The sequence below is a fragment of the Photorhabdus sp. S10-54 genome, assembly GCF_963878145.1.
GTDB lineage: Bacteria > Pseudomonadota > Gammaproteobacteria > Enterobacterales > Enterobacteriaceae > Photorhabdus > Photorhabdus kayaii.
In genome coordinates, this window is sequence record NZ_CAWNXG010000049.1 from 1 (window position 1) to 20,045 (window position 20,045).

The following is a 20,045-nucleotide window of genomic DNA, read 5'->3' on the forward strand; positions in this document are numbered from 1 at the left end:
GTGGTTTGGGGCAGTTCGCCAATTCGGCAGGTGAAAACTAATCCATCCATATTTGAAACCTTACATCATTGAACCATTATCCTGAAACGGGGATAACGCAAGAAGCCATTAAACGAGCCATGACATGCGGCTCTTTTAAATAGCGGCGGTCTGTTCCGCAGTAAAAAAATGACAGCGTAAAATAGCCATCATTTAATACGTGGCGTTAGCGAGAACAATAGACCGCGTCCAGCTGAGTAGGATGGAGTGGAGACAAGTAACAGAGAATTTCGCTCTCTAAATATTATGACCACAAGATCACGATATTTGTCATATAAACATGAAAAAATGTGATAAATATCACATAAAACAGCTAATTAATCGCTATCAATGTCTGGAACGAATAAAAATAGCCGTCAATTTTCACCCGATGCGCAGGAAATATAACACCCCAAAAGCATCAAGATATTAATCCGATATATTTGGCTGGCGATAAATAAGCTTGCATATAGGGTAGTACACGCATTTTTTTCATTTCAGGTCATTGTTGTAACGAAAACGCTTTCATGCACTCTTCCACATAGCTAAGTCACTGCCACATTTTACTGCCCTTAAAACACCAGTCCGCACCGATTTTGGGGTTAAGGTCAATATCCACTTCGCCTTCGTAAAAAACGTTTTTTTGAGAGTGATGAGTTTAATAATTTGACATCCTCCTCGCCCTGATGAAGGACGAGGATTCCTGCCACGTTGAGACCGGAGCCTGAATCATTGCGGTGGATTCCTGCTTCAACGGTGCAAACGCTGCATTTTTCGTTTCAGCTTCTGCCAGTTGCTGCTGAATCTGACCAATGACGACTCTACGGCAAAAAATAGCAAATAAAATAACCCTATGGGATAGGCAGTAACTTGCTGAATAAGATAGGATCTTGACCTGATAAATATTAAATTAACCTTATCAATCTATTACCAATAAGAAGGCATTATGTGGTTTTCCAGATTTAAACTGGCTTTTATCGCACTTTTACTTCCCTGGTTGCTAACGGTAGCAACGCAAATGGCGGGAAGAATCTATCTTCTCTTAACTTATGGCAATTATCAGCTCTTCATTGACTCTACTCAAGACGTGGAACGAATGTTCTGGATCGGCGGACTGTTTGATATTCGTATTGCCAGCCTACTGTTTGTACCCTGTCTGTTGATTGCTAGCTTATTTGCCATTAATAAAAACAGCTTCAACATATGGCAACATGCCTATCCGTGGTTGGCAACAACACTCAATACCGTAGTCGGGGCTTTGACGGTAAGTAATGTTTACTACTATGCCACTTATGAACGGTCGTTCGATATTTTCATCTTCGGCTTAGTGGAAGATGATACTCAAGCCGTACTGCACACCCTATGGAACGACTATCCGGTTATCGAAGGTTTGCTCTGTTTAGCTCTGTATGCAGTGACTGTTTTCTGGCTCTGTCTGCTCTGGCAACGCTACCTTATCTCACGCACAGAGCGCAAAACCAGTCTGCCGGTTTCTGCTATCGCGACGCTGGCTATTTTAACTGTCTGTTTCGTTGGCATGCGTGGCTCCATAGGTACCTTTCCACTACGTCAGTCCAATACACAAGTTTCAGAAGTCAAAATGCTTAATATGCTGACACCTAATGGTCCAATGGCACTGAATTGGGCGTTTAATGATCATTACAAAAACAGCTACTTCCCAGAAGCAACAGATGCACAAGGTAGCTGGTTATTAAACCATTTTCTGGAGAAGCCAACCCCTGCCAATCTGTCACCGTTTATGGCTAAAACCGCCGATAATCCCACTGCTCAAAAAAATCCGCCTCACGTAATATTTAACGTCATGGAGAGTATGGGTTATCACCTACAAAGCTTGGACCGCCCAGACCTTGATGTTTTTGGCGCTCTACGCCAGCACTGGCAAAACGACTGGCGTTTTGAACGTTTCGTTTCCGAAGGAGATGGCACTATTGACAGTTTAAGCCGTTTCTTGATCCGCAGCCCAAACAGCGCAGTCAGTCAATCCACAGCGCAGGATCTCGATTTCACCAGCAATATGTTCAAACCCTATCTGGCGAATGGTTACAAAATCATCTTCGTCACATCCGGTAACGGAGCATGGCGTAATTTGAATCAGTTCTTGCCAAACTTGGGCGTTAGTGAATTTATCGATCAGAATGGGCTGAAAAAACGCTATCCAGAAGCCCAATTTGGTACTTGGGGCGTGCCTGATGAGTTCATGTTCCGTTATATTAAAGATCGCCTGATTCAGGCAGAAAAGAACGGGGAACATGTTCTGATTATGTCATTGTCTACTACCCATCACCCACCGTATAAATCGCCGGCAGGTTATCAGAAAACCGACATCAAGCTGAGTGATATCGAGAAACAACGTTTAAGTCATTTGGCTAGTGGTAATGAGTTACAAGAGGTTTTTCATACCCTGCGTTACGCCAACGATCAATTAGGACAATTTATTAGTTGGGTAAAATCTCAGTCATTGGCTTCCCATACCATTATTGCGGCAACCGGTGACCATAATATTCGAGGTATCAGTTATCCAGATGCTCATGAATTGGCAATCGGCCACGGTGTACCGTTTTATCTCTACGTGCCGCCCGCTTATCGCCAAAACGCAATCTTTGATGCTACCAGAGTCGGCAGTCATAAAGACATTTGGCCAACGCTCTACCATTTGAGCTTGTCACATACAGCTTACTACCGTACCGGCTGTAATTTGTTGGCTGAACATCTGGACCCTATCTGGTGTCAAGGATATAACCCGGAAGTCACTATTACACCGCAAGGAGCTTATGTCATGATAGGCAAAGGTGAATTTCGACCATGGGCAAATCAAACAGGATTATTACTCGGTGAACCCCAGCCAATGACAGCAGACCAAACCAAACAGTTCCAACGTTGGCAGGTATTTACCGATCTCCTGTCATGGCAATTAAACCGTCAAGTTCACCACCAGCAATAATTGATACTTCTACGAATCCCTTTAATCTCAATCTATTAAAGGGATTTATACCCGTCCTCTTTCAAGTTGCCTCTTTGTTGGCTGCACTCACTCACCCCGGTCACATCGTTCTCTATGCTCCCGGGGATTCGCTCCCTTGCCGTCGCGATGCATCTTGAAATCCATTGGGTATATACTGGTGAATATTGCGATTAGCCTTTAACTCCCCCGGCGGTCAAACCGCTAACCAACCAGCGCTGAGCAACCAGGAAGACAATGGTTATAGGTAGCGCAGAAAGCACAGCGGCGGCGGCAAAATCTCCCCAAAGATAGTTCTGTGGGTTAAGGTACTGCTGCATGCCCACCGCCAAAGTGTAATTGTTCACATCTCTCAGAAGCAGTGAGGCAACAGGCACTTCCGTAATCACACCGATGAAGGAAAGAATGAACACTACCGCCAGAATCGGTACCGAAAGCGGTAGCAGCACCATACGGAAAGCTTGCCACGGTGTCGCTCCATCAAGCGCAGCAGCCTCTTCCAGAGAGCCGTCAATGGTTTCAAAATAACCTTTAATCGTCCAGACATGCAACGCAATGCCCCCCAGATAAGCAAAAATCACACCTCCGTGGGTATTAAGGCCGATAAACGGTACATATTCCCCCAAACGATCAAACAAGGCATATAGCGCCACCAAGAAAAGTACAGCCGGGAACATCTGAAAAATAAGCATGCCTTTCAGTAAGGTACTTTTACCGCGAAAACGCATACGGGCAAAAGCATAAGCACAGGTAGTTGATAATGTAACGATACCTACAGCGGTAATAAAGGCAACCTTAACAGAGTTCCAGAGCCATAGCATAACCGGGAAAGGTGGCGGTGTAACACGGCCATCTGGTGATACCACACTGTAGCCAAGTGCCAGTTTCCAATGCTCCCAGGAGATACTTTCCGGGATCAAACTCCCTGTCGCAAAGTTCCCCGGCCGCAGGGAGATAGTAATCACCATCAACAGCGGGAATACGATCATGGCAATAAAGGTTAACATCAACAAATGCGTCGCCAATACACGCCATTTCTGTGATTTGGGTCGAACCATCGCCATTGCATTCCCTCCTTAGTCAAATTTAATACGGGTAGCTTTCAGGTTAATAATCGCCAGCGCACCCACCAGCAAAAAGATCACGGTGGCAATCGCCGCAGCCAAACCAAAATCCTGACCACTACCACCATCGAAAGCAATACGGTAGGTATAGTTCACCAATAAATCGGTATAGCCTGCTGGTGTCGTGGTGCCAATGCGATCCGGCCTGCCAAGAGTTAGCAACTGAATCAGAACAAAGTTGTTAAAGTTAAAGGCAAAACTGGCGATCATCAGCGGCGTCAGCGGTTTAATCAGCAATGGGAAGGTAATCTTGAAAAAATTCTGCAACGGCCCAGCCCCATCCATTGCCGACGCTTCATACAAATCGTCTGGTATTGCTTTTAACAATCCCATGCAGAGGATCATCATGTAGGGATACCCAAGCCAGGTATTCACGATAATCAGCATGGTTCGGGCCATCGTCGGATCGGCAAACCAAGCAGGTTTAATACCAAACAAACCGTTAAGCAACAGATTGATCTCGCCGAAACTCTGATTAAACAATCCCTTAAAAATCAAAATGGAAATAAACGATGGCACTGCATAAGGCAGAATCAGCAGCATGCGATAAACACCACGGCCTTTCAGCGCTTCCCACTGCACAATGCAAGCCAGAACCATGCCAACAGCTACAGTCAGCACCACAGTGAATAGAGAAAAGACAACCGTCCAAACGAAAATAGCAAGGAACGGTTTCTGAATACCTTCATCCTGTATCACCCGCAGAAAATTTTTCCAGCCGATGGCAACAGTAAATCCTGGCGTCAGAGTCTCATTGCCCCATTTTCCCTCAGCATTAATCGACTGATAGAAACCAGTATCCGTATTGGGACGATAAAGCGTACCTGTTTGATTGTCGGTAAGGGTCTTACCATCTTCCCCAAGAGAGTATAAAGGATTCACACCAGCGAATTGACGTAGTGAACTCATTCTCAACCGGCTACCATCCGGTAGAACAGCAACCAACTGGTTCAGCGCCTGCCGATTCTGGGTGATAATGCGCAATGTCGCGGCTTCACCGTTCTGAATATTGTCCTGCTCATGCAAATGTAAAGCAGTCTCTTTTGTTACTGACAGAGAAAATGGCTCGGACACCAGTTGTTTAGTCTGGCCCGGTGCGCTCAGTGCCAAAACCCACAAGTCCGATTTTGGGTAGAGCTTAAAAGTAAATGTTTGCCCTGATTGATACTGACGGTTCATCAGGACCGATTGTGCACGTTCAAAAGTCAGTTGATTGGTACTGCTATAGTTGGTAAAGGCGATGGCGATGGTGCAAATAAGCGGAAACAGTACAAACAATCCCATTCCGGCTATACCCGGATAGACATAGCGCCAGGCATAAGTATTGCGGTTGGCAAAAACGTAAATCCCCATTCCTAACAATACCAGTGTCAGTATTGCGAATAGATACTCTCCCTGTGAGTACATCAATACCACCAGATAACCGGTAAAGAGTATACACAGGCTCACTGCAAACCATTTCAGAGCAGAATGCTGCCACCATGATGTTTTTTCGAGCGTCGCTGACATAATGCTCTTCCTTTTTACTACGACGTAACAGCTTTGCGGATAGCTTAATCAATCTTCCTGCAAACAGGCATCCTTACTGGTTGCAGGAAAGAGGCACCCTTCTCGGGAGAAGAGCGCCCACAGGTCACTTGGTTATACGGGCTTCTGCATCACTGAGCGCAGCCTCAACGGTCTGACGGCCGGTCAACGCATTAACCACAGCGCTGCGCATGGCATACCAAAAACTGCTCATTTGTGAGACATTCGGCATGATTTCGCCTCTTTGAGCATTTTCCATCGTGGCAGCAATACGTGGGTCCTTGGCTAGAATATCCTGATAAGATTTCAGCGCCACAGCTCCCAACGGTTTATCCTTATTCACCATCTCAAGACCTTCGTTGGTCAGCAAATAGTTTTCCAGAAACTCCTTCGCTAGCTCTTTATTCGGGCTGGCGGCATTAATACCTGCCGTCAGTATGCCGACAAACGGTTTAGACGGATGACCTTTAAAGGTTGGCAACAACGCCACGCCGTAATTTATGTTATTTTTGTCGATGTTGGACCACGTCCACGGACCGTTGATGGTCATCGCCGTTTCACCTTTGTTGAACGCGGCTTCGGCGATGGAATAGTCAGCATCTGCGTTCAGATGCTTATTTTTCACCAAATCTATAATGAAATTCAGCCCTGCCTTGGAACCTGCATTATTCACTCCGGCATTTTTCACATCGTATGCGCCATTTTCCAACTTGAAAGCATATCCTCCGTCCGCGGCAATCAACGGCCAGGTGAAATAAGGCTCTTGCAGATTAAACATAATGGCGCTTTTGCCTTTGCTCTTCAGTTCCTTATCCAGTGCCGGGATCTCTTCCCAAGTCTTTGGCGGGGTCTTCACCAAGTCTTTATTGTAGATAAGAGAGAGAGCTTCAACGGCGATAGGATAACCGACCAGTTTACCGTCGTAGCGCACCGCATCCCAAGTAAATGGAAATAACTTGTCCTTGAAGTTCTGATCCGGCGTGATTTCCGCCACCAAACCAGACTGGGCGTAGCCGCCAAAGCGGTCATGGGCCCAGAAAATAATATCCGGCCCATCGCCGGTTGCTGCAACTTGTGGATACTTCTCTTCAAACTTGTTTGGATGCTCAACAGTCACATTGACACCCGTATCTTTTTCAAATTTCTTACCAACTTGCGCCAGGCCATTATAGCCTTTATCGCCGTTGATCCAGATAACTAGCTTACCTTCTTCAATTTTTGCCAAAGCAGAAGCAGAAAGCGCCAGTGAGGCTAAAACAGAAAGCGCCAGGGTACGGGCGCCTACTTTTAAGGTTGTTTTTATCATCATTCCGTCCTTATAGTTTAAGTAGGTTCAGAGTGAACTGTTTTGTTACATTGGCGGAGAGTGCTGATCTAGTGTGCAATTAACAATGGAAAGACTCATCCTCCCCTACTCTACTCCCTGCCCGGAATGGGTGTGATCTCTATTACAAAAACAGAAGAAGCGTGCCGTTGACCACAAAAAGGGGCATCTTTTTTTGCGATAAATATCACAATTTATCCAGTAGCTCATACCTAACCAGCTCAACAACGCTTATTTCATCCTCCTAGCTCCTCCCCCATAAAAAACTTGGGTATGGAGGATTTACTCACCCGCCATCTTAAACACACTCTGGTTTATCATTTTTCACCGCGAATTGCGGTGATAAGTCCGGGGGAACACATGTCGAGCGTCACATTACATAATGTATCGAAGGCTTATGGTGAAACTATTATTTCCAAGAACATCAACCTTGAGATACAAGAAGGCGAATTCATCGTTTTTGTCGGTCCATCAGGTTGTGGAAAATCGACAATATTAAGGATGATTGCGGGTCTGGAAGATGTGACTTCCGGTGATTTGCTGATCAATAACATCAGAATGAACGATGTGCCTCCCGCCAAACGCGGCGTTGGGATGGTTTTTCAGTCTTATGCACTGTATCCCCACCTGTCTGTTGCAGACAATATGTCATTCGGCATGAAGCTAGCTGGCGCCAAAAAAAGTGATATTCAGCAACGGGTAAAACAAATTGCCGAGATGCTCCAACTCGCTCACCTGCTTGATCGCCGCCCTAAAGCCCTATCAGGTGGGCAACGTCAACGCGTTGCTATTGGCCGTACTCTGGTCGCTGAACCCAGTGTTTTTCTGTTAGACGAACCTCTTTCCAACCTGGACGCCGCGCTGCGGGTCCAAATGCGCATTGAAATCTCACGCCTGCACAAACGATTGCAACGTACGATGATTTATGTCACCCACGATCAAGTTGAAGCGATGACGCTGGCCGACAGAATCGTGGTACTGGATGGTGGAGATGTTGCCCAGATAGGCAAACCTCTTGAACTTTACCATTACCCGGTTAATCGCTTTGTCGCCAGCTTTATTGGTTCACCCAAAATGAATTTCCTGCCAGTTAAAGTCACGGCTACTGCTATTGATCAGGTACAGATTACTCTGCCCAACCAACAGCAAATCTGGCTGCCCGTAGAAAGCAAGGGGGTAAAAGTAGGCAGTAATGTCTCTCTAGGGATACGTCCTGAACACCTCCTGCCAAGTGATATCGCTGATGTCACGTTGGAAGGCATAGTGCAGGTTGTCGAGCAGTTAGGCAATGAAACCCAGGTTCACATTGAAATCCCGGCCATTCATCAAAATCTGGTTTACCGCCAACCTGATGTTGTGCTGGTGGAAGAAGGGTCCACCTTCACCATCGGGCTACCCCCTCACCGCTGCCATTTATTCCGGGAAGACGGAACCGCATGCCAACGTCTGCATGAAGAACCCGGTGTTTAAGCCTGAGCTAATCAAAAAACGACAGGAGAATAATTGATGAAATCAATGCGTATATTACCTATCTCACTAACCATTATGGCCGGATTACTGTCTATTCAAGCGTCAGCCGTAGAATTCCACGGCTACGCCCGTTCTGGTATTGGTTGGACCGGTAGCGGCGGTGAGCAACAGTGTTTCCAAAGCACCGGCGCACAGAGCAAATACCGTTTAGGTAATGAATGTGAAACCTATGCTGAGCTTAAGCTAGGCCAAGAGCTATGGAAGGATGGCAATAAGAGTTTCTACTTCGATACCAATGTGGCTTATTCTGTGGCGCAACAAAGTGACTGGGAATCCACCAATCCCGCTTTCCGTGAAGTGAATGTCCAAGCGAAAAACGTCATCGACTGGTTACCCGGTTCAACATTGTGGGCAGGTAAACGCTTCTACCAGCGCCATGACGTGCATATGATTGACTTCTACTACTGGGATATCTCTGGTCCGGGGGCGGGCTTGCAAGATATTGATCTCGGCTTTAGTAAGCTCTCTCTGGCCGTCACCCGTAACACTGAATCTGGTGGCTCTTATGGCTGGATTGCTGGTCAGCGCAAAGAAATTCCCACCTCCAATGATGTCTACGATATACGTCTATCCGGCTTGGAGGTTAACCCAGGCGGTAATCTGGAACTTGGTTTTGACTATGGGCGTGCCAATGCACGAAACCACTACCGCCTTGACCGTCATGCTTCCAAAGATGGTTTCATGTTTACCGCCGAGCATACACAGAGCATGTTAGGAGGCTTCAATAAATTTGTCGTACAATACGCCACCGATTCCATGACCTCCTACAACAGTGGTCATTCCGAAGGCGCCAGCGTAAACAATGACGGTTATATGTTACGTATTCTGAATCATGGCGCGATTAATCTCGCAGAAAAATGGGATCTGATGTACGTAGCGATGTATCAGGATACTGACCGTGACAATAACAACGGCAGCACATGGTATACGGTTGGTGTACGTCCAATGTACAAATGGACACCGACGATGAGCACCCTGCTGGACATTGGCTATGATAACGTCAAATCCCAACGTACTCATGACACCAATGATCAGTACAAAATCACTCTAGCCCAACAATGGCAGGCAGGTGACAGCATTTGGTCGCGTCCGGCTATTCGCCTGTTCGTCACTTATGCAAAATGGGATGAAAAATGGGGTAATGCGAACAAAAAAGACGGTTACATTGATGGAATGGCCTACCGTGATACCGCAACGCATAAATTCAGCCGTGGTGACGATGATGAATTTACCTTTGGTGCACAATTCGAAGCTTGGTGGTAATACAGTTATACCCTATGGATTTCAAGAGGCATCGCGACGGCAAGGGAACGAATCCCCGGGAGCATAGCGAATGATGTGACCGGGGTGAGTGAGTGCAGCCAACAAAGAGGCAACTTGAAAGATAACGGGTATATAACGATTTGACCTCAGATCAATCAGATTATTTGTAATGGTTAACGCCTTTTGGACTGATATGCCTCTTGACCGTGGGTATCAGTCTCTTTTTTTCAACCGAACAAGGGTAAGAGATGAAAACCAAACTGCTCTCATTTTGTCTTAGTGCTTTACTCTGTAGCGCAGCTCCTCTGATAAGCTATGCAACACCTATCACTACAACAACTCAAGCAACCACGACACAGGACACTATTGCCCCTTCCCTCTCAACAACAGCATTGCAAAAACTGAGCTGGCAACCGATTAATACCAGCGATACACAGACCATTATCCTCAATACTACATCCCAACATCTTAATGAGGGAGATATTCAAGGGCCGATAGCGGCATTCGCGCTGCCGGCAAACCGAGGCTCTCTGGATATTACCCTGAGTAGCTTAGTACAAGATAAACAAGTTTACGTACCAAATGTTTTGGTACTGGATCAAGGGTTACGCCCCGCGGCATTTTACCCGAGCAGTTATTTCCCCTATGAACGTCCGGGTGTCATGTCCACCGATCGGCTGGAAGGCAAGCTAAAACTGACACCAGCACTAGGACAACAACAAATTTATATACTGGTCTACACCACCCGTACCGATTTGCAGAAATCCACACAAATGGTTGATCCCGCCAAAGCTTACGCTCAAGGCGTCGGTAATGCCGTTCCCGAGATTCCCGATCCCGTTGCCCGCCATACGTCAACAGGCACGTTGAAGTTGAAAGTAAAATCAGAACAAAACGCTGGCAACATCACGATTGGTCAAGTTTTTTCAAGTCCGGCACAAGAACCAATCATTGTCGGGCCAACACAAACCACCGTAACACCACCTACTCCGCAAAAAGTCAAACCGGTCCTGAGTGATACAGAGCGTTATTTTAGTGATGCCATTAAAAAGGAAATTAATAACGGCAATATCGATAAGGCACTAAAATTGCTGGATGAAGCGGAACGCCTTGGGTCTGCAACTGCACGAGAAACGTTTATCAACAGTATCAAAAACAAAGGGTAAACAAATGCTCTCCGAAAAGGAGGGCATCAAGTTTCACTTTCATCACATTTTCTGGCCGGGGATACTTATGGCTGGAGGGATAAAGCCTTACTGACTATCCCAATAGGACTATTTTATTTGCCATTTTGAACCTGGGCAGTGCTCAAAATCCTCACGTACAGCGTGTACGCTCCGGTTTTTCCGCGCAGTCCGTGTTCAAACTGCCTGCAACAATTACGCCTATTAGGATAGGCATTTAGTGATTCTTAACAGGAAATTATCTTCGTAAAGAAAGGCAATAGAATTTTTTATTGCTTGATGATCCCTTATTTTACATTCATCAATAATGAGTTGTAATTTTTTAGATAATTCAAGAATATTACCTGATTTATAAAGCTCACCATTAAAATCATTGATAATATCACTCGGGCCACATTGACAATCTGAGCTTATACAATAGATACCATAAGATATTGCTTCCGCTAATACCATACCAAAACCTTCATATTTTGATGTTAAAATAAAAGCTGATATTTCTTTTATATTATCCATCACAAATTCCCAAGGCTGATCTTGCCAACCATGCCAAATAATATTGTTATTTATATTGAGTTGTGAAGATAATTCTTTCAAATAACCCTCATCTTCACCAGAACCTACTATATGTAACTCCCAATGACCATGCAATTGTGAAAGAGCTAAAAGTAGTTCAGTTAAATTTTTTGACTTATAGGCAAGAATTCTTCCAACATATAAGAATCTGACTATGTGTTTTGGTTGAGGAATTATAAAGGGATTCATCTTGATAGGATTGAAAATAAGATGAAGCTTCTCTGTTTTTATTCCAAAGGATAACATTTGATCTCTTAAACCAGAACTGATGACAAGGTGCTCGTCGGCACAGCATAAATCTTTAATTTTCTGTGGGGTAGGATTTCTAATGGAAGTATGCAGCCAAGAATAAGTTTTTACCGGGAAATTAATCTTTTCACAAGAAAGTCGAGCAATATTACAAGATGTTGTGTCTAAACTTATTAGAATCTCGGGGTGAAATGTTTCTAATATCAAGGACAGTTCGCATGCTATATCCTGGCGAGATTCGTCATTGCTTGACGCTAAGGAGACACATTGAGCATTAGATAACCAATCACGATTTTCAATTCTATTTGTCTTATTTAGAGATATGAAAATGAAATCAATTTCAATGTTGGAACGGCCAATCAAATCTATTAAATTTGAACATGCCGTTTCTACTCCACCATATCCATTCAAGAAAAGATCATGGTATATTATGAATATTTTTTTCATTACAAATCCTTTATTTAATTAACCAAAAACGCTCTTGCGCCTTTATTTCATTAATAGTTCGATGATATTTTTCCAATGAAATTAAAATATTTGATTTATTATCAAACAGAGGTTCTAATTGAGATTCATAAAATAAGATGTTTTGCACTTTTTCTTTCAAATCAATATCCACCAATATAGCATGCTTATCAAATTTATTATTTCTTAATAAAGCATTTTCCAAACTATCGGGGTTAATAACAGGGTATTCACCTAAAACATAGGGAAAATCTTCATAAAGTAATATTTTTAACTTATGTGAGCCTTTTATATTATTTACAAGATTATTTATTATGATGTGGTCTACATGTCGACCTATTCCCAAAGGGGCATAGATATAATCAGGTTGATAATTTAATAATGTTTTGTCGATGAGATCTTGAGCCATATCGGATGCATCATCTGATTTATGTATCTGGCCACTATAAATCATGGCGGAATTTTTATACATAGGTTCACCGTATTGATCGGTTCTGTAAATGCAATCTAAAATTTTACCATGTATTGGAATCGCTGATAATTTATTGCAAAAAGCAATATCCTCATTAACTCGCTTTGAATAAAGTTTTATAAATGAATACATATTATCATTATGTGCAGAATGTGAATAATGAGATGTAATATTTTCGTCATATTCAGTAAAAAATGTTAAAATAACCACCTTTTGATTTTCTGAAACTAATTTATGTATTAAACCGCCAGCGCTTAAAGCTACATCATCTAAATGAGGTGATAGAAATAGATGTATCATTTTAAATCCCCATGTAAAAGTTATTATATTTTATTTCCATAAGTACTATATAAATAGCGGCTAAATCAATGCGTATCCCATCCCTGTTTTTTATAAAATCTGAGTTGTCAATATTTTGATTTTCTTGGAATTGAATTCTTTCATCATGGGCATAAAATTCTTTCATTATATCAAACCAGCTAGCATGGATTCTCTTTGCTGCAACTTCTATTACGCTGTCACTGTGGCCTAATATTGTCATTAAATCAGAAAAAATAGCATCATTTGTAGAAAGTAAGCTCTCATAATTAAAATTGTCAGACACAATATTATCATCATATAAATAAGTATCTTTTATTACTTCCGATATAATACTCAGATCACTCTTTATTAACCTTTTCTCAAACTTCTTTTCTTTTTCAGTGAATGCTTGATAAGGTTTTAAAAAATTAACTTGTAAGTTGTACTCAATTTCAAGTTTTGTTATTGAGTCTTGCATAGCAGTTTTATTATCGACTAAATATTTTGCACACCATAAGTCGTGTATACAAGAGGCAAGAATATCTAAGTTATCATCCTGTTCCAAGAACATACGTATTTCAGAAAATAATTTAATTTGTGAACCATTTAATTGGGGATTTAAAGTTATATGGCCGGGATTAAATATAAATGAAGCTTGCTTTAATCTTCTCTGAATTTCTTTGGTTAAGTATATTGAATTTAAATTGATTTTGCTATTCAGCAGTTTTTTATTATTTTCTTTACTCATGTCCTATCTCCTATTCTTTGTTCATTAACCTTATTTCTGTTGATGATATATCTAAGCGAAATAGCTTTTCTGGAATAGATTCAAATAGAAATTGATGTTCCTTTTTAATATTCATCAAATCATCAATTGTATGATATTTATTATTAAAAAAACGTCCAGCCACCAGAAATCTACAATCATTATTCTTAATTGTCATAAGAGATTTTTTTAATCCTTCCTCACCTCCATAATAAATAGGATTATTAATTTCTTGACATAAATCAGCGCCAATGACAAAAATTGCCCCCTGGTAAATATGCGATTTTTCAGTAAAAATTTTAGCGTCACTTAAAACTATATCACCTTTCCCCTTAAATTGTCTTATCCTCTCGAAAATTTCATCGGTTGAAATGGTAAGTTTTACCGCATTCTTGATTGACAGTTCATAATAGGGTTTTCTTTTAGTCATCTCTGTAGCGATTTCTTTTAATTCTTCATGGCCTTTATGAAGTGGATTAAAAGAACCAGATAAAATTAAAGTATCTTTCCAGTCTATGTTTGTATTGTTAAAATCTCCGTTTCTATCAATATGTATATAATTCAACTTACCACTCATTAAATCGATTAGATAACGCGCATTCTTGTTAGGCATATTTATCTATATTCTCATATGCTATTGTTATTAATTAAAGTTATATCACTTCTTTATAAACCCATATATTTCTTTTCCTATCATTGTATTACTTACTAATGGTAATTAATGACATATTTTCATTCTTTTGAAATAAATATCAAATTAATTTCCCTAGTAATCCCCAGATCTTTTTAGCGGCAACCTGTTGTTTTTTAACATTAAAAAATAAGATACAACTATTTTACTCGCAACTCAGCTTATTGCTAAATCACCCAAATTGCCTGAACTATTCTCATTAATCATCAGTATCTTCTTTATAATTTTCCTCAGTGATTTTAACTAAAGCAGATTTTATTCTCAAAATATCTTCCTTTGTATGCGACGTATCAAGGCTGACTCTAACAGCGCCATCAGGATAAGTTCCAAATTTTTTATGAGCTAACGGTGCGCATTGTAACCCGGGACGAGTAATAATATTGTATTTATTTTCTAGTATATAAGAGACTTCTCCGGGATGATAACCTTCTACTGTAAAAAGAATTGTTGGCAACCCAATTTTATGTTTACAAATTAATTTAACCTTTTTTAATTGTGATAACTCATCAATAAGAGTTGTACGCAAAGTTTGTAATTGATTTTGAATATTCTCTATTCCAATTTTTTTTAAACGCCTTATAGACGCTAGTAATGAAAGTATGCCAATAGTGTTTTGTGTTCCTGATTCATATTTGTATGGTATTCCAGTTGGTTGTGTAGTTAATCTTGATAATACACCTGTCCCTCCCTGGATTAATTCATTATGAGAAAATCCATTATCAAGAATAAAGTACCCGCCAATACCTGATACTCCGCCTAAACTTTTGTGTCCGCTAAAAACAAGGTAATCAATATTACCTTTCGATAAATCAATTGTTTGTGAACCAAAAGATTGAGAACCATCAACTAAAACCATCGCACCGTATAAATGTGCCAATTTTCCTATCTCATCTATATTACAAAATGTACCAATGGTATTAGAGCAACTATGAACCACTAATAACTTAGTTTTCTTATTCTTTAATAAAAATTCCAAATGCGATATATCAATTTTACCATCTGTCACATCGATAAATTGACTACTTATCCCAATATCTTTTAAATGGTTTATCGGTCTAAGTACTGAGTTATGTTCTAAATGGGTAGTAATGACATTATCACCCGGTTTAAGCGTACCTTTTATACATTCGTTGAGTGAATATGTGGCTCCTGAGTTAAAAATTACTGTCCCATGACTATTTAATTTTGTTTGTTCGATGAATTCGTGTCGGCACTCTTCAACGAGTTCCGTAATCTTTTTAGATTGTTGCGATAAAGAGCGACCTGGAGTTACTCCAAGAGTGTCCAAATACATATTTATCATGTCCTTCACTTCTTGTGATTTTGGCCATGAGGTAGAAGCTGCATCTGCATATAACATTATCCAATCTCCATATAGTTACTAAGATATAATTTGAATTTTTTAGCAGTCGCATCCATCTCCTTTATTCCTTCATTATCTCTCCAATCAGATCTTTCAGGTACATTTAAACTATTTGCCAATACTGTTCTTATCATTCCTCTCTCAATGAAATCTGATTCACCTATCGTAAAAATATACTTATTACCACTATCTTCAACATAGATATAGGGACCAGCCTCACCGAACATCTTAAGTTCATCCAATGAGTCTATTGTATGTATTTTAAATTGATTTCTTAACTTATTATGAAGATCAATCTCGGTAGGGAAACAACATAAATGTGCATGATAACAGTACTTTTGATTTGGGTCCATGACGATACAACCACCGGCTCGTCCATTTTCATAGCAAAGAGGATTGCTTATATTGTAATATTCACGATAAAAATCATTTATTATATTTTTAAACTGTTTCAGTTCTTTTATTGCTTCGTCATCATATATTTCTGCAAAGCACCGGTATCCCCCTAAATCAGTCTCACATTTGTTGGTGGCAATTATTATATAGCCCTCAATTATCTGGCCTTTAGGTACGAACGCATAGAAATATTCTCCTTGTAAAAGTATTTTATCTTTTTCAAAGAAAGATTCGGGGCGGCAAAAAATACATCCCATTTTAAACTCCTCTTATCGTTTGTCGATTCTACTGATAAATATATCTTCATGACACAAATTGAAATCTTCTTCGGTATGCCAGGCAATCATCATGCTAAACTTATTGATAATACTATGTTTATTCAGTCCGCTTTGTAGCTCAGAATAAATAGGATTTGATAAGATGATTCTGCATTTTTTCCTAATAGCAAGACAAGAATCAATCACAGATATAATTGTACCGGGAGCTGTGTTTGATAAACCTATTACTTCCACCGTAGTATCATCAAAACCTAATACCGCTAATTCTTTCCCAACAGTTAACAACTTAATATCGCTGTAGCGAGGACACTGCTTTGCATAAGCAATCCAATTGTTATTTACTTCCCTGCCGAAAAAATTGATTTTATTAATATTATCTATTTCATTAAAATCTCTCAGGTCTACATCGATTTTAGTACATCCTTCTACTACTATTTCTGTAAAATCAAAAACGTTCACTCTGCTACAGATGTATTTTTCGAAAATCTTTGAATAACATTTGATTTTTCTTTCATCTGAGTAACAAACCGTCGCATCTACATCATTACTATGTGTTTGTTTGGCACTTTCTATTATCAAAGTTGGTGATTTTACACTTTCATCTATTCCAAAATCGCTAAGAATATTAATGGATACTCGTCTGTGTTTAAGAGTGAATTCACATTTTCTTGTTATAAGAATTGACAAGCATATATCGTTTATTTTATAAAAAAATGCTTTTATCTCACTAGAAAGATTATATTCCATTTCTTTCATATTTTTCCAAATAAAATAACCTAAGCTCCCTATATCACGCTTATAAAAATTATTTATTAGGATATAATTCTCTTCCGTTATATCTTCATAGTTCAGGTTTACTCCATTCTCCATTATTTTGCCCCGTTATTTTATATTGGCGACAATGGCTTCTCATTTTTAGTTTATATTCATTTCCAAGTATATGAATCATGAAATATTGTATTTTATGACCTGTATCATAATTTAAAGATCCAACAGGAGAAAAAACTGCGATTATTTATTCTGAAAAATTAAATTGAAGTCTTCATCAATCATGCAAGAATACGGATAAAAATAGGTACTTTAAAGAGAATAATCTTTCATAAATTCTATGTGATGGGACTTTAAATGAAATAATTATATTGACCAGACCCTTGAATTAAATACGATGAGCTATTTCTGCATATCGAATAATATCCCTTACATAGCTAAGGTGATTTTGCCGGTACCAAATTCATGGAATACTTAATCATCAGTGTATATTTCGATGAGCATGAGCGCTGCTTGAATCACTGTACGATCAACTATCCTGTGATCCTGTGACTATTCCCCGATCGACTGGACGAGACTTCCCATTCCACCGACTGTCGCTCATACTTAACAAATCTGACACGAACCTCTGTGGGCAGAAATGACGAGATCCGCCACTTTTACTGAGGCAACGCCATATCAAATACGGACTACGATATGTTTACCATCAGGAAGTTGAACATCAAGGATTAACTCTCCACCTAACGCTGCAACGTAGCGTTTCAATGTTGAAAGTTTAGGGTTATTACCAGGCTGTTCTATTTTAGCAATAATCGGTTGCTTGACCCCAAGCGCAATTGCCAGCTCAGTTTGTGAAACATCGAGAGCCTCGCGGATCTGATAAAGCCCTATCTCCCGTTTCACTTCATCAACTTTTTTAGCAATCCTACGGCGGCTTTCAGGGCTGCGTTTTTCAAGCAATTCATCAAGTGTGATCATACTCAGTTTTCCAAGATGGGAGGGGAATTAATTCACACAATTATTTTACCTCTTGCTTTTACAAGAATTTCATTAATAGAGTCAAAGTATGAAAGGAAGGGTTAGCAATGCCCTAACCCCATAGCACAGAGAATTACAACGTAATTTGTGGGTTCTGGATACCACAGGCTTGCGCATAGCGCACTAATGTTTCTATACTAGCTTTTGTTACATTATTTTCCATTTTCGTCACCGTTGGCGGCGTAACCCCCATTCTTTCCGCGACTTGCGAGCGAGTAAGTCCAGCAAACTTACGCCACTCTGCAAGGGTTTCTTGCAATCTTTCTTTACGTTCTTCAGCTTCGTAGGCGGCTTTAAATTCAGAGTCTTTCATCATTTCTGCCAGAATCTCTGAATGTGTCTTATATTTCTTCATGTTTCATTTCCTCCAATCTGCGAAATGCTAAAGCTATCTCACTTGGGTTGATTTTTTGTGTTTTCTTTATATAAACTCGCAGTATATATATTTGTTTTCCTGTCTGATATACCCATAATCCGCGTGCTATATCTCCCCCCATTGTTCGAATTTCGTAAAGACCATTTCCCAAATGTTTTGTGTCCGGTTCACGTAGTGAGCGAGGATCTTTTTCCAGCTTTCCAATCAACCTTACAAGTTTTACCCCTACTTTTGCTGGCAAAGACTTAATTTCTTGTTCGGCCTCATCATGGTATTTAACTATAAACACTCTGATTTCCTCCTAATGCAAAAAATTAACCCAAAGGATAATTTTCATCAAGAGGAAAATTGCATTTTAATGAAATATCACTTCTGACTAGATTTCTTGACTATAGATTTTCATCTATATAGCATTTAACCTATATTGAGTAAGCAGTAGTTATGTGGGCTATCGAAACGACGGACACCTTTGATGCATGGTTCGATACTTTGGATGACACCGACAGGGCCAATATGCTAGCTTCAATAATAGCACTTCGGGAAAGAGGCCCTATGTTGCCCAGGCCATACGCAGATACTGTGAACAGTTCATGCCACAGCAACATGAAAGAATTACGTGTCCAAAGCAAAGGCGACCCGCTCCGAGCATTCTTTGCGTTCGACCCCAAGCGGAGAGGAATTTTACTTTGCGCCGGTAACAAAACCGGAAACGAGAAACGGTTTTATGAAACGATGATTCCGATTGCTGACCGTGAGTTCACGGCACATCTGGAAAAGTTAAAAAAGGAGTAAATACTATGGCAAGAACTCTTGATCAAATATTAGCAAATGAAAAGCCCGAAGTTGTTGCCAATGCACAAGCTACGGCAACAGAAATGTTGCTAAACATCCATCTGGCAGAACTTCGTGAGCGGGTACAAAAGACCCAAGGTGAAATAGCTCTGGCTCTTGGTATCAAGCAACCCACGGTTTCCGACATGGAGAAGCTTGGCCGCGACTTGAAACTGTCTTCCCTCAAACGTTACGTTGAGGCAACAGGTAGCAAGCTGCGTCTCGATATCGAGTTACCCGACGGTACCCACTACGGATTTTCTGTTTAACCACAAACGCTCCGGTAGCCCTCACGGATATATTTAAGATCAATATCCGCATCGATTTTTTTACGTGCCAGATGATTGTGAGGAACGAGGTCTTCAAGTGAACTCTTTTCGGAAAGAAAAATTTGAGGAGAGGATTTTTAACGTGGCGGCAAGTTCCATTTTGTGAACGAAACTCGATTAAAACAGAGCACCAAGTAAAAATTGGCACGTTATCAACAAGTTGAAATGCCCTCCAAAAAGGAGGGCATTTAGTTAGCTAG

Annotated in this window: 19 protein-coding genes; 6 read left to right on the top strand and 13 right to left on the bottom strand. The window is 40.7% G+C overall.

Features of this window, described 5'->3' with window-relative positions; genetic code table 11:
- The first annotated feature begins 964 nt into the window (after window positions 1-964).
- Window positions 965-2,980 carry an LTA synthase family protein gene (locus AACQ83_RS19850; RefSeq protein WP_112879310.1) on the top strand — a complete coding sequence of 672 codons (2,016 nt, stop codon included), beginning with the start codon at window positions 965-967 and terminating at the stop codon, window positions 2,978-2,980.
- 191 nt (window positions 2,981-3,171) lie between these two features.
- On the opposite strand, the gene malG is transcribed toward AACQ83_RS19850, so the two are convergent.
- The 3 genes from malG to malE form a co-directional block, all read right to left on the bottom strand.
- Window positions 3,172-4,062, bottom strand: coding sequence for a maltose ABC transporter permease MalG (gene malG, locus AACQ83_RS19855; RefSeq protein ID WP_112879312.1), 891 nt, complete (start codon window positions 4,060-4,062; stop codon window positions 3,172-3,174).
- Window positions 4,063-4,074: 12 nt separating this feature from the next.
- Window positions 4,075-5,631: a maltose ABC transporter permease MalF gene (gene malF / locus AACQ83_RS19860; protein ID WP_112879313.1), complete on the bottom strand. Its 1,557-nt coding sequence runs from the start codon at window positions 5,629-5,631 to the stop codon at window positions 4,075-4,077.
- Window positions 5,632-5,755: 124 nt separating this feature from the next.
- On the bottom strand, window positions 5,756-6,955 hold the full coding sequence (gene malE / locus AACQ83_RS19865) for a maltose/maltodextrin ABC transporter substrate-binding protein MalE (protein ID WP_112879314.1): 1,200 nt from the start codon (window positions 6,953-6,955) through the stop codon (window positions 5,756-5,758).
- Window positions 6,956-7,333: 378 nt separating this feature from the next.
- Between malE and malK the strand changes: the two genes are divergently transcribed.
- From malK to malM, 3 genes are all read left to right on the top strand, one after another.
- Window positions 7,334-8,443 carry a maltose/maltodextrin ABC transporter ATP-binding protein MalK gene (malK, locus tag AACQ83_RS19870; protein WP_112879315.1) on the top strand — a complete coding sequence of 370 codons (1,110 nt, stop codon included), beginning with the start codon at window positions 7,334-7,336 and terminating at the stop codon, window positions 8,441-8,443.
- 36 nt (window positions 8,444-8,479) lie between these two features.
- Window positions 8,480-9,766, top strand: coding sequence for a maltoporin (locus AACQ83_RS19875; protein WP_112879316.1), 1,287 nt, complete (start codon window positions 8,480-8,482; stop codon window positions 9,764-9,766).
- Between the two features lie 248 nt (window positions 9,767-10,014).
- Window positions 10,015-10,932: a maltose operon protein MalM gene (gene malM, locus AACQ83_RS19880; protein ID WP_112879317.1), complete on the top strand. Its 918-nt coding sequence runs from the start codon at window positions 10,015-10,017 to the stop codon at window positions 10,930-10,932.
- 222 nt (window positions 10,933-11,154) lie between these two features.
- On the opposite strand, the gene waaB is transcribed toward malM, so the two are convergent.
- From waaB to AACQ83_RS19930, 10 genes are all read right to left on the bottom strand, one after another.
- Window positions 11,155-12,219: a lipopolysaccharide 1,6-galactosyltransferase gene (gene waaB / locus AACQ83_RS19885; protein WP_112879318.1), complete on the bottom strand. Its 1,065-nt coding sequence runs from the start codon at window positions 12,217-12,219 to the stop codon at window positions 11,155-11,157.
- Between the two features lie 10 nt (window positions 12,220-12,229).
- Window positions 12,230-13,009: a PIG-L family deacetylase gene (locus AACQ83_RS19890; RefSeq protein ID WP_112879319.1), complete on the bottom strand. Its 780-nt coding sequence runs from the start codon at window positions 13,007-13,009 to the stop codon at window positions 12,230-12,232.
- Window position 13,010: 1 nt separating this feature from the next.
- Window positions 13,011-13,757 (bottom strand): hypothetical protein, encoded by a 747-nt coding sequence (locus tag AACQ83_RS19895; protein ID WP_112879320.1) that lies wholly within the window; start codon window positions 13,755-13,757, stop codon window positions 13,011-13,013.
- A 10-nt stretch (window positions 13,758-13,767) separates the two neighbouring features.
- Window positions 13,768-14,388, bottom strand: coding sequence for a hypothetical protein (locus tag AACQ83_RS19900; protein ID WP_112879321.1), 621 nt, complete (start codon window positions 14,386-14,388; stop codon window positions 13,768-13,770).
- Window positions 14,389-14,665: 277 nt separating this feature from the next.
- Complete coding sequence (locus tag AACQ83_RS19905) at window positions 14,666-15,826, bottom strand: aminotransferase class V-fold PLP-dependent enzyme (RefSeq protein WP_112879322.1); 1,161 nt, start codon at window positions 15,824-15,826, stop codon at window positions 14,666-14,668.
- A complete protein-coding gene (locus tag AACQ83_RS19910; protein WP_112879323.1) occupies window positions 15,826-16,482 on the bottom strand; it encodes a hypothetical protein in 657 nt (218 codons plus the stop codon). The genes AACQ83_RS19905 and AACQ83_RS19910 overlap by 1 nt, the downstream gene beginning before the upstream one ends.
- Before the next feature lie 12 nt (window positions 16,483-16,494).
- A complete protein-coding gene (locus tag AACQ83_RS19915; RefSeq protein WP_112879324.1) occupies window positions 16,495-17,373 on the bottom strand; it encodes a hypothetical protein in 879 nt (292 codons plus the stop codon).
- A gap of 576 nt (window positions 17,374-17,949) precedes the next feature.
- On the bottom strand, window positions 17,950-18,249 hold the full coding sequence (locus tag AACQ83_RS19920; protein ID WP_112879325.1) for a helix-turn-helix domain-containing protein: 300 nt from the start codon (window positions 18,247-18,249) through the stop codon (window positions 17,950-17,952).
- Window positions 18,250-18,382: 133 nt separating this feature from the next.
- Entirely contained in the window at window positions 18,383-18,664 is a 282-nt protein-coding gene (locus AACQ83_RS19925) for a helix-turn-helix domain-containing protein (RefSeq protein WP_012776543.1), read from the bottom strand.
- Window positions 18,651-18,974, bottom strand: coding sequence for a type II toxin-antitoxin system RelE/ParE family toxin (locus tag AACQ83_RS19930; RefSeq protein WP_112879326.1), 324 nt, complete (start codon window positions 18,972-18,974; stop codon window positions 18,651-18,653). The genes AACQ83_RS19925 and AACQ83_RS19930 overlap by 14 nt, the downstream gene beginning before the upstream one ends.
- A 152-nt stretch (window positions 18,975-19,126) precedes the next feature.
- Between AACQ83_RS19930 and AACQ83_RS19935 the strand changes: the two genes are divergently transcribed.
- Together AACQ83_RS19935 and AACQ83_RS19940 are read left to right on the top strand one after the other, a co-directional pair.
- Window positions 19,127-19,477: a type II toxin-antitoxin system RelE/ParE family toxin gene (locus AACQ83_RS19935; protein WP_112879327.1), complete on the top strand. Its 351-nt coding sequence runs from the start codon at window positions 19,127-19,129 to the stop codon at window positions 19,475-19,477.
- A 5-nt stretch (window positions 19,478-19,482) separates the two neighbouring features.
- On the top strand, window positions 19,483-19,785 hold the full coding sequence (locus AACQ83_RS19940; RefSeq protein ID WP_112879328.1) for a helix-turn-helix domain-containing protein: 303 nt from the start codon (window positions 19,483-19,485) through the stop codon (window positions 19,783-19,785).
- Window positions 19,786-20,045: the final 260 nt, after the last annotated feature.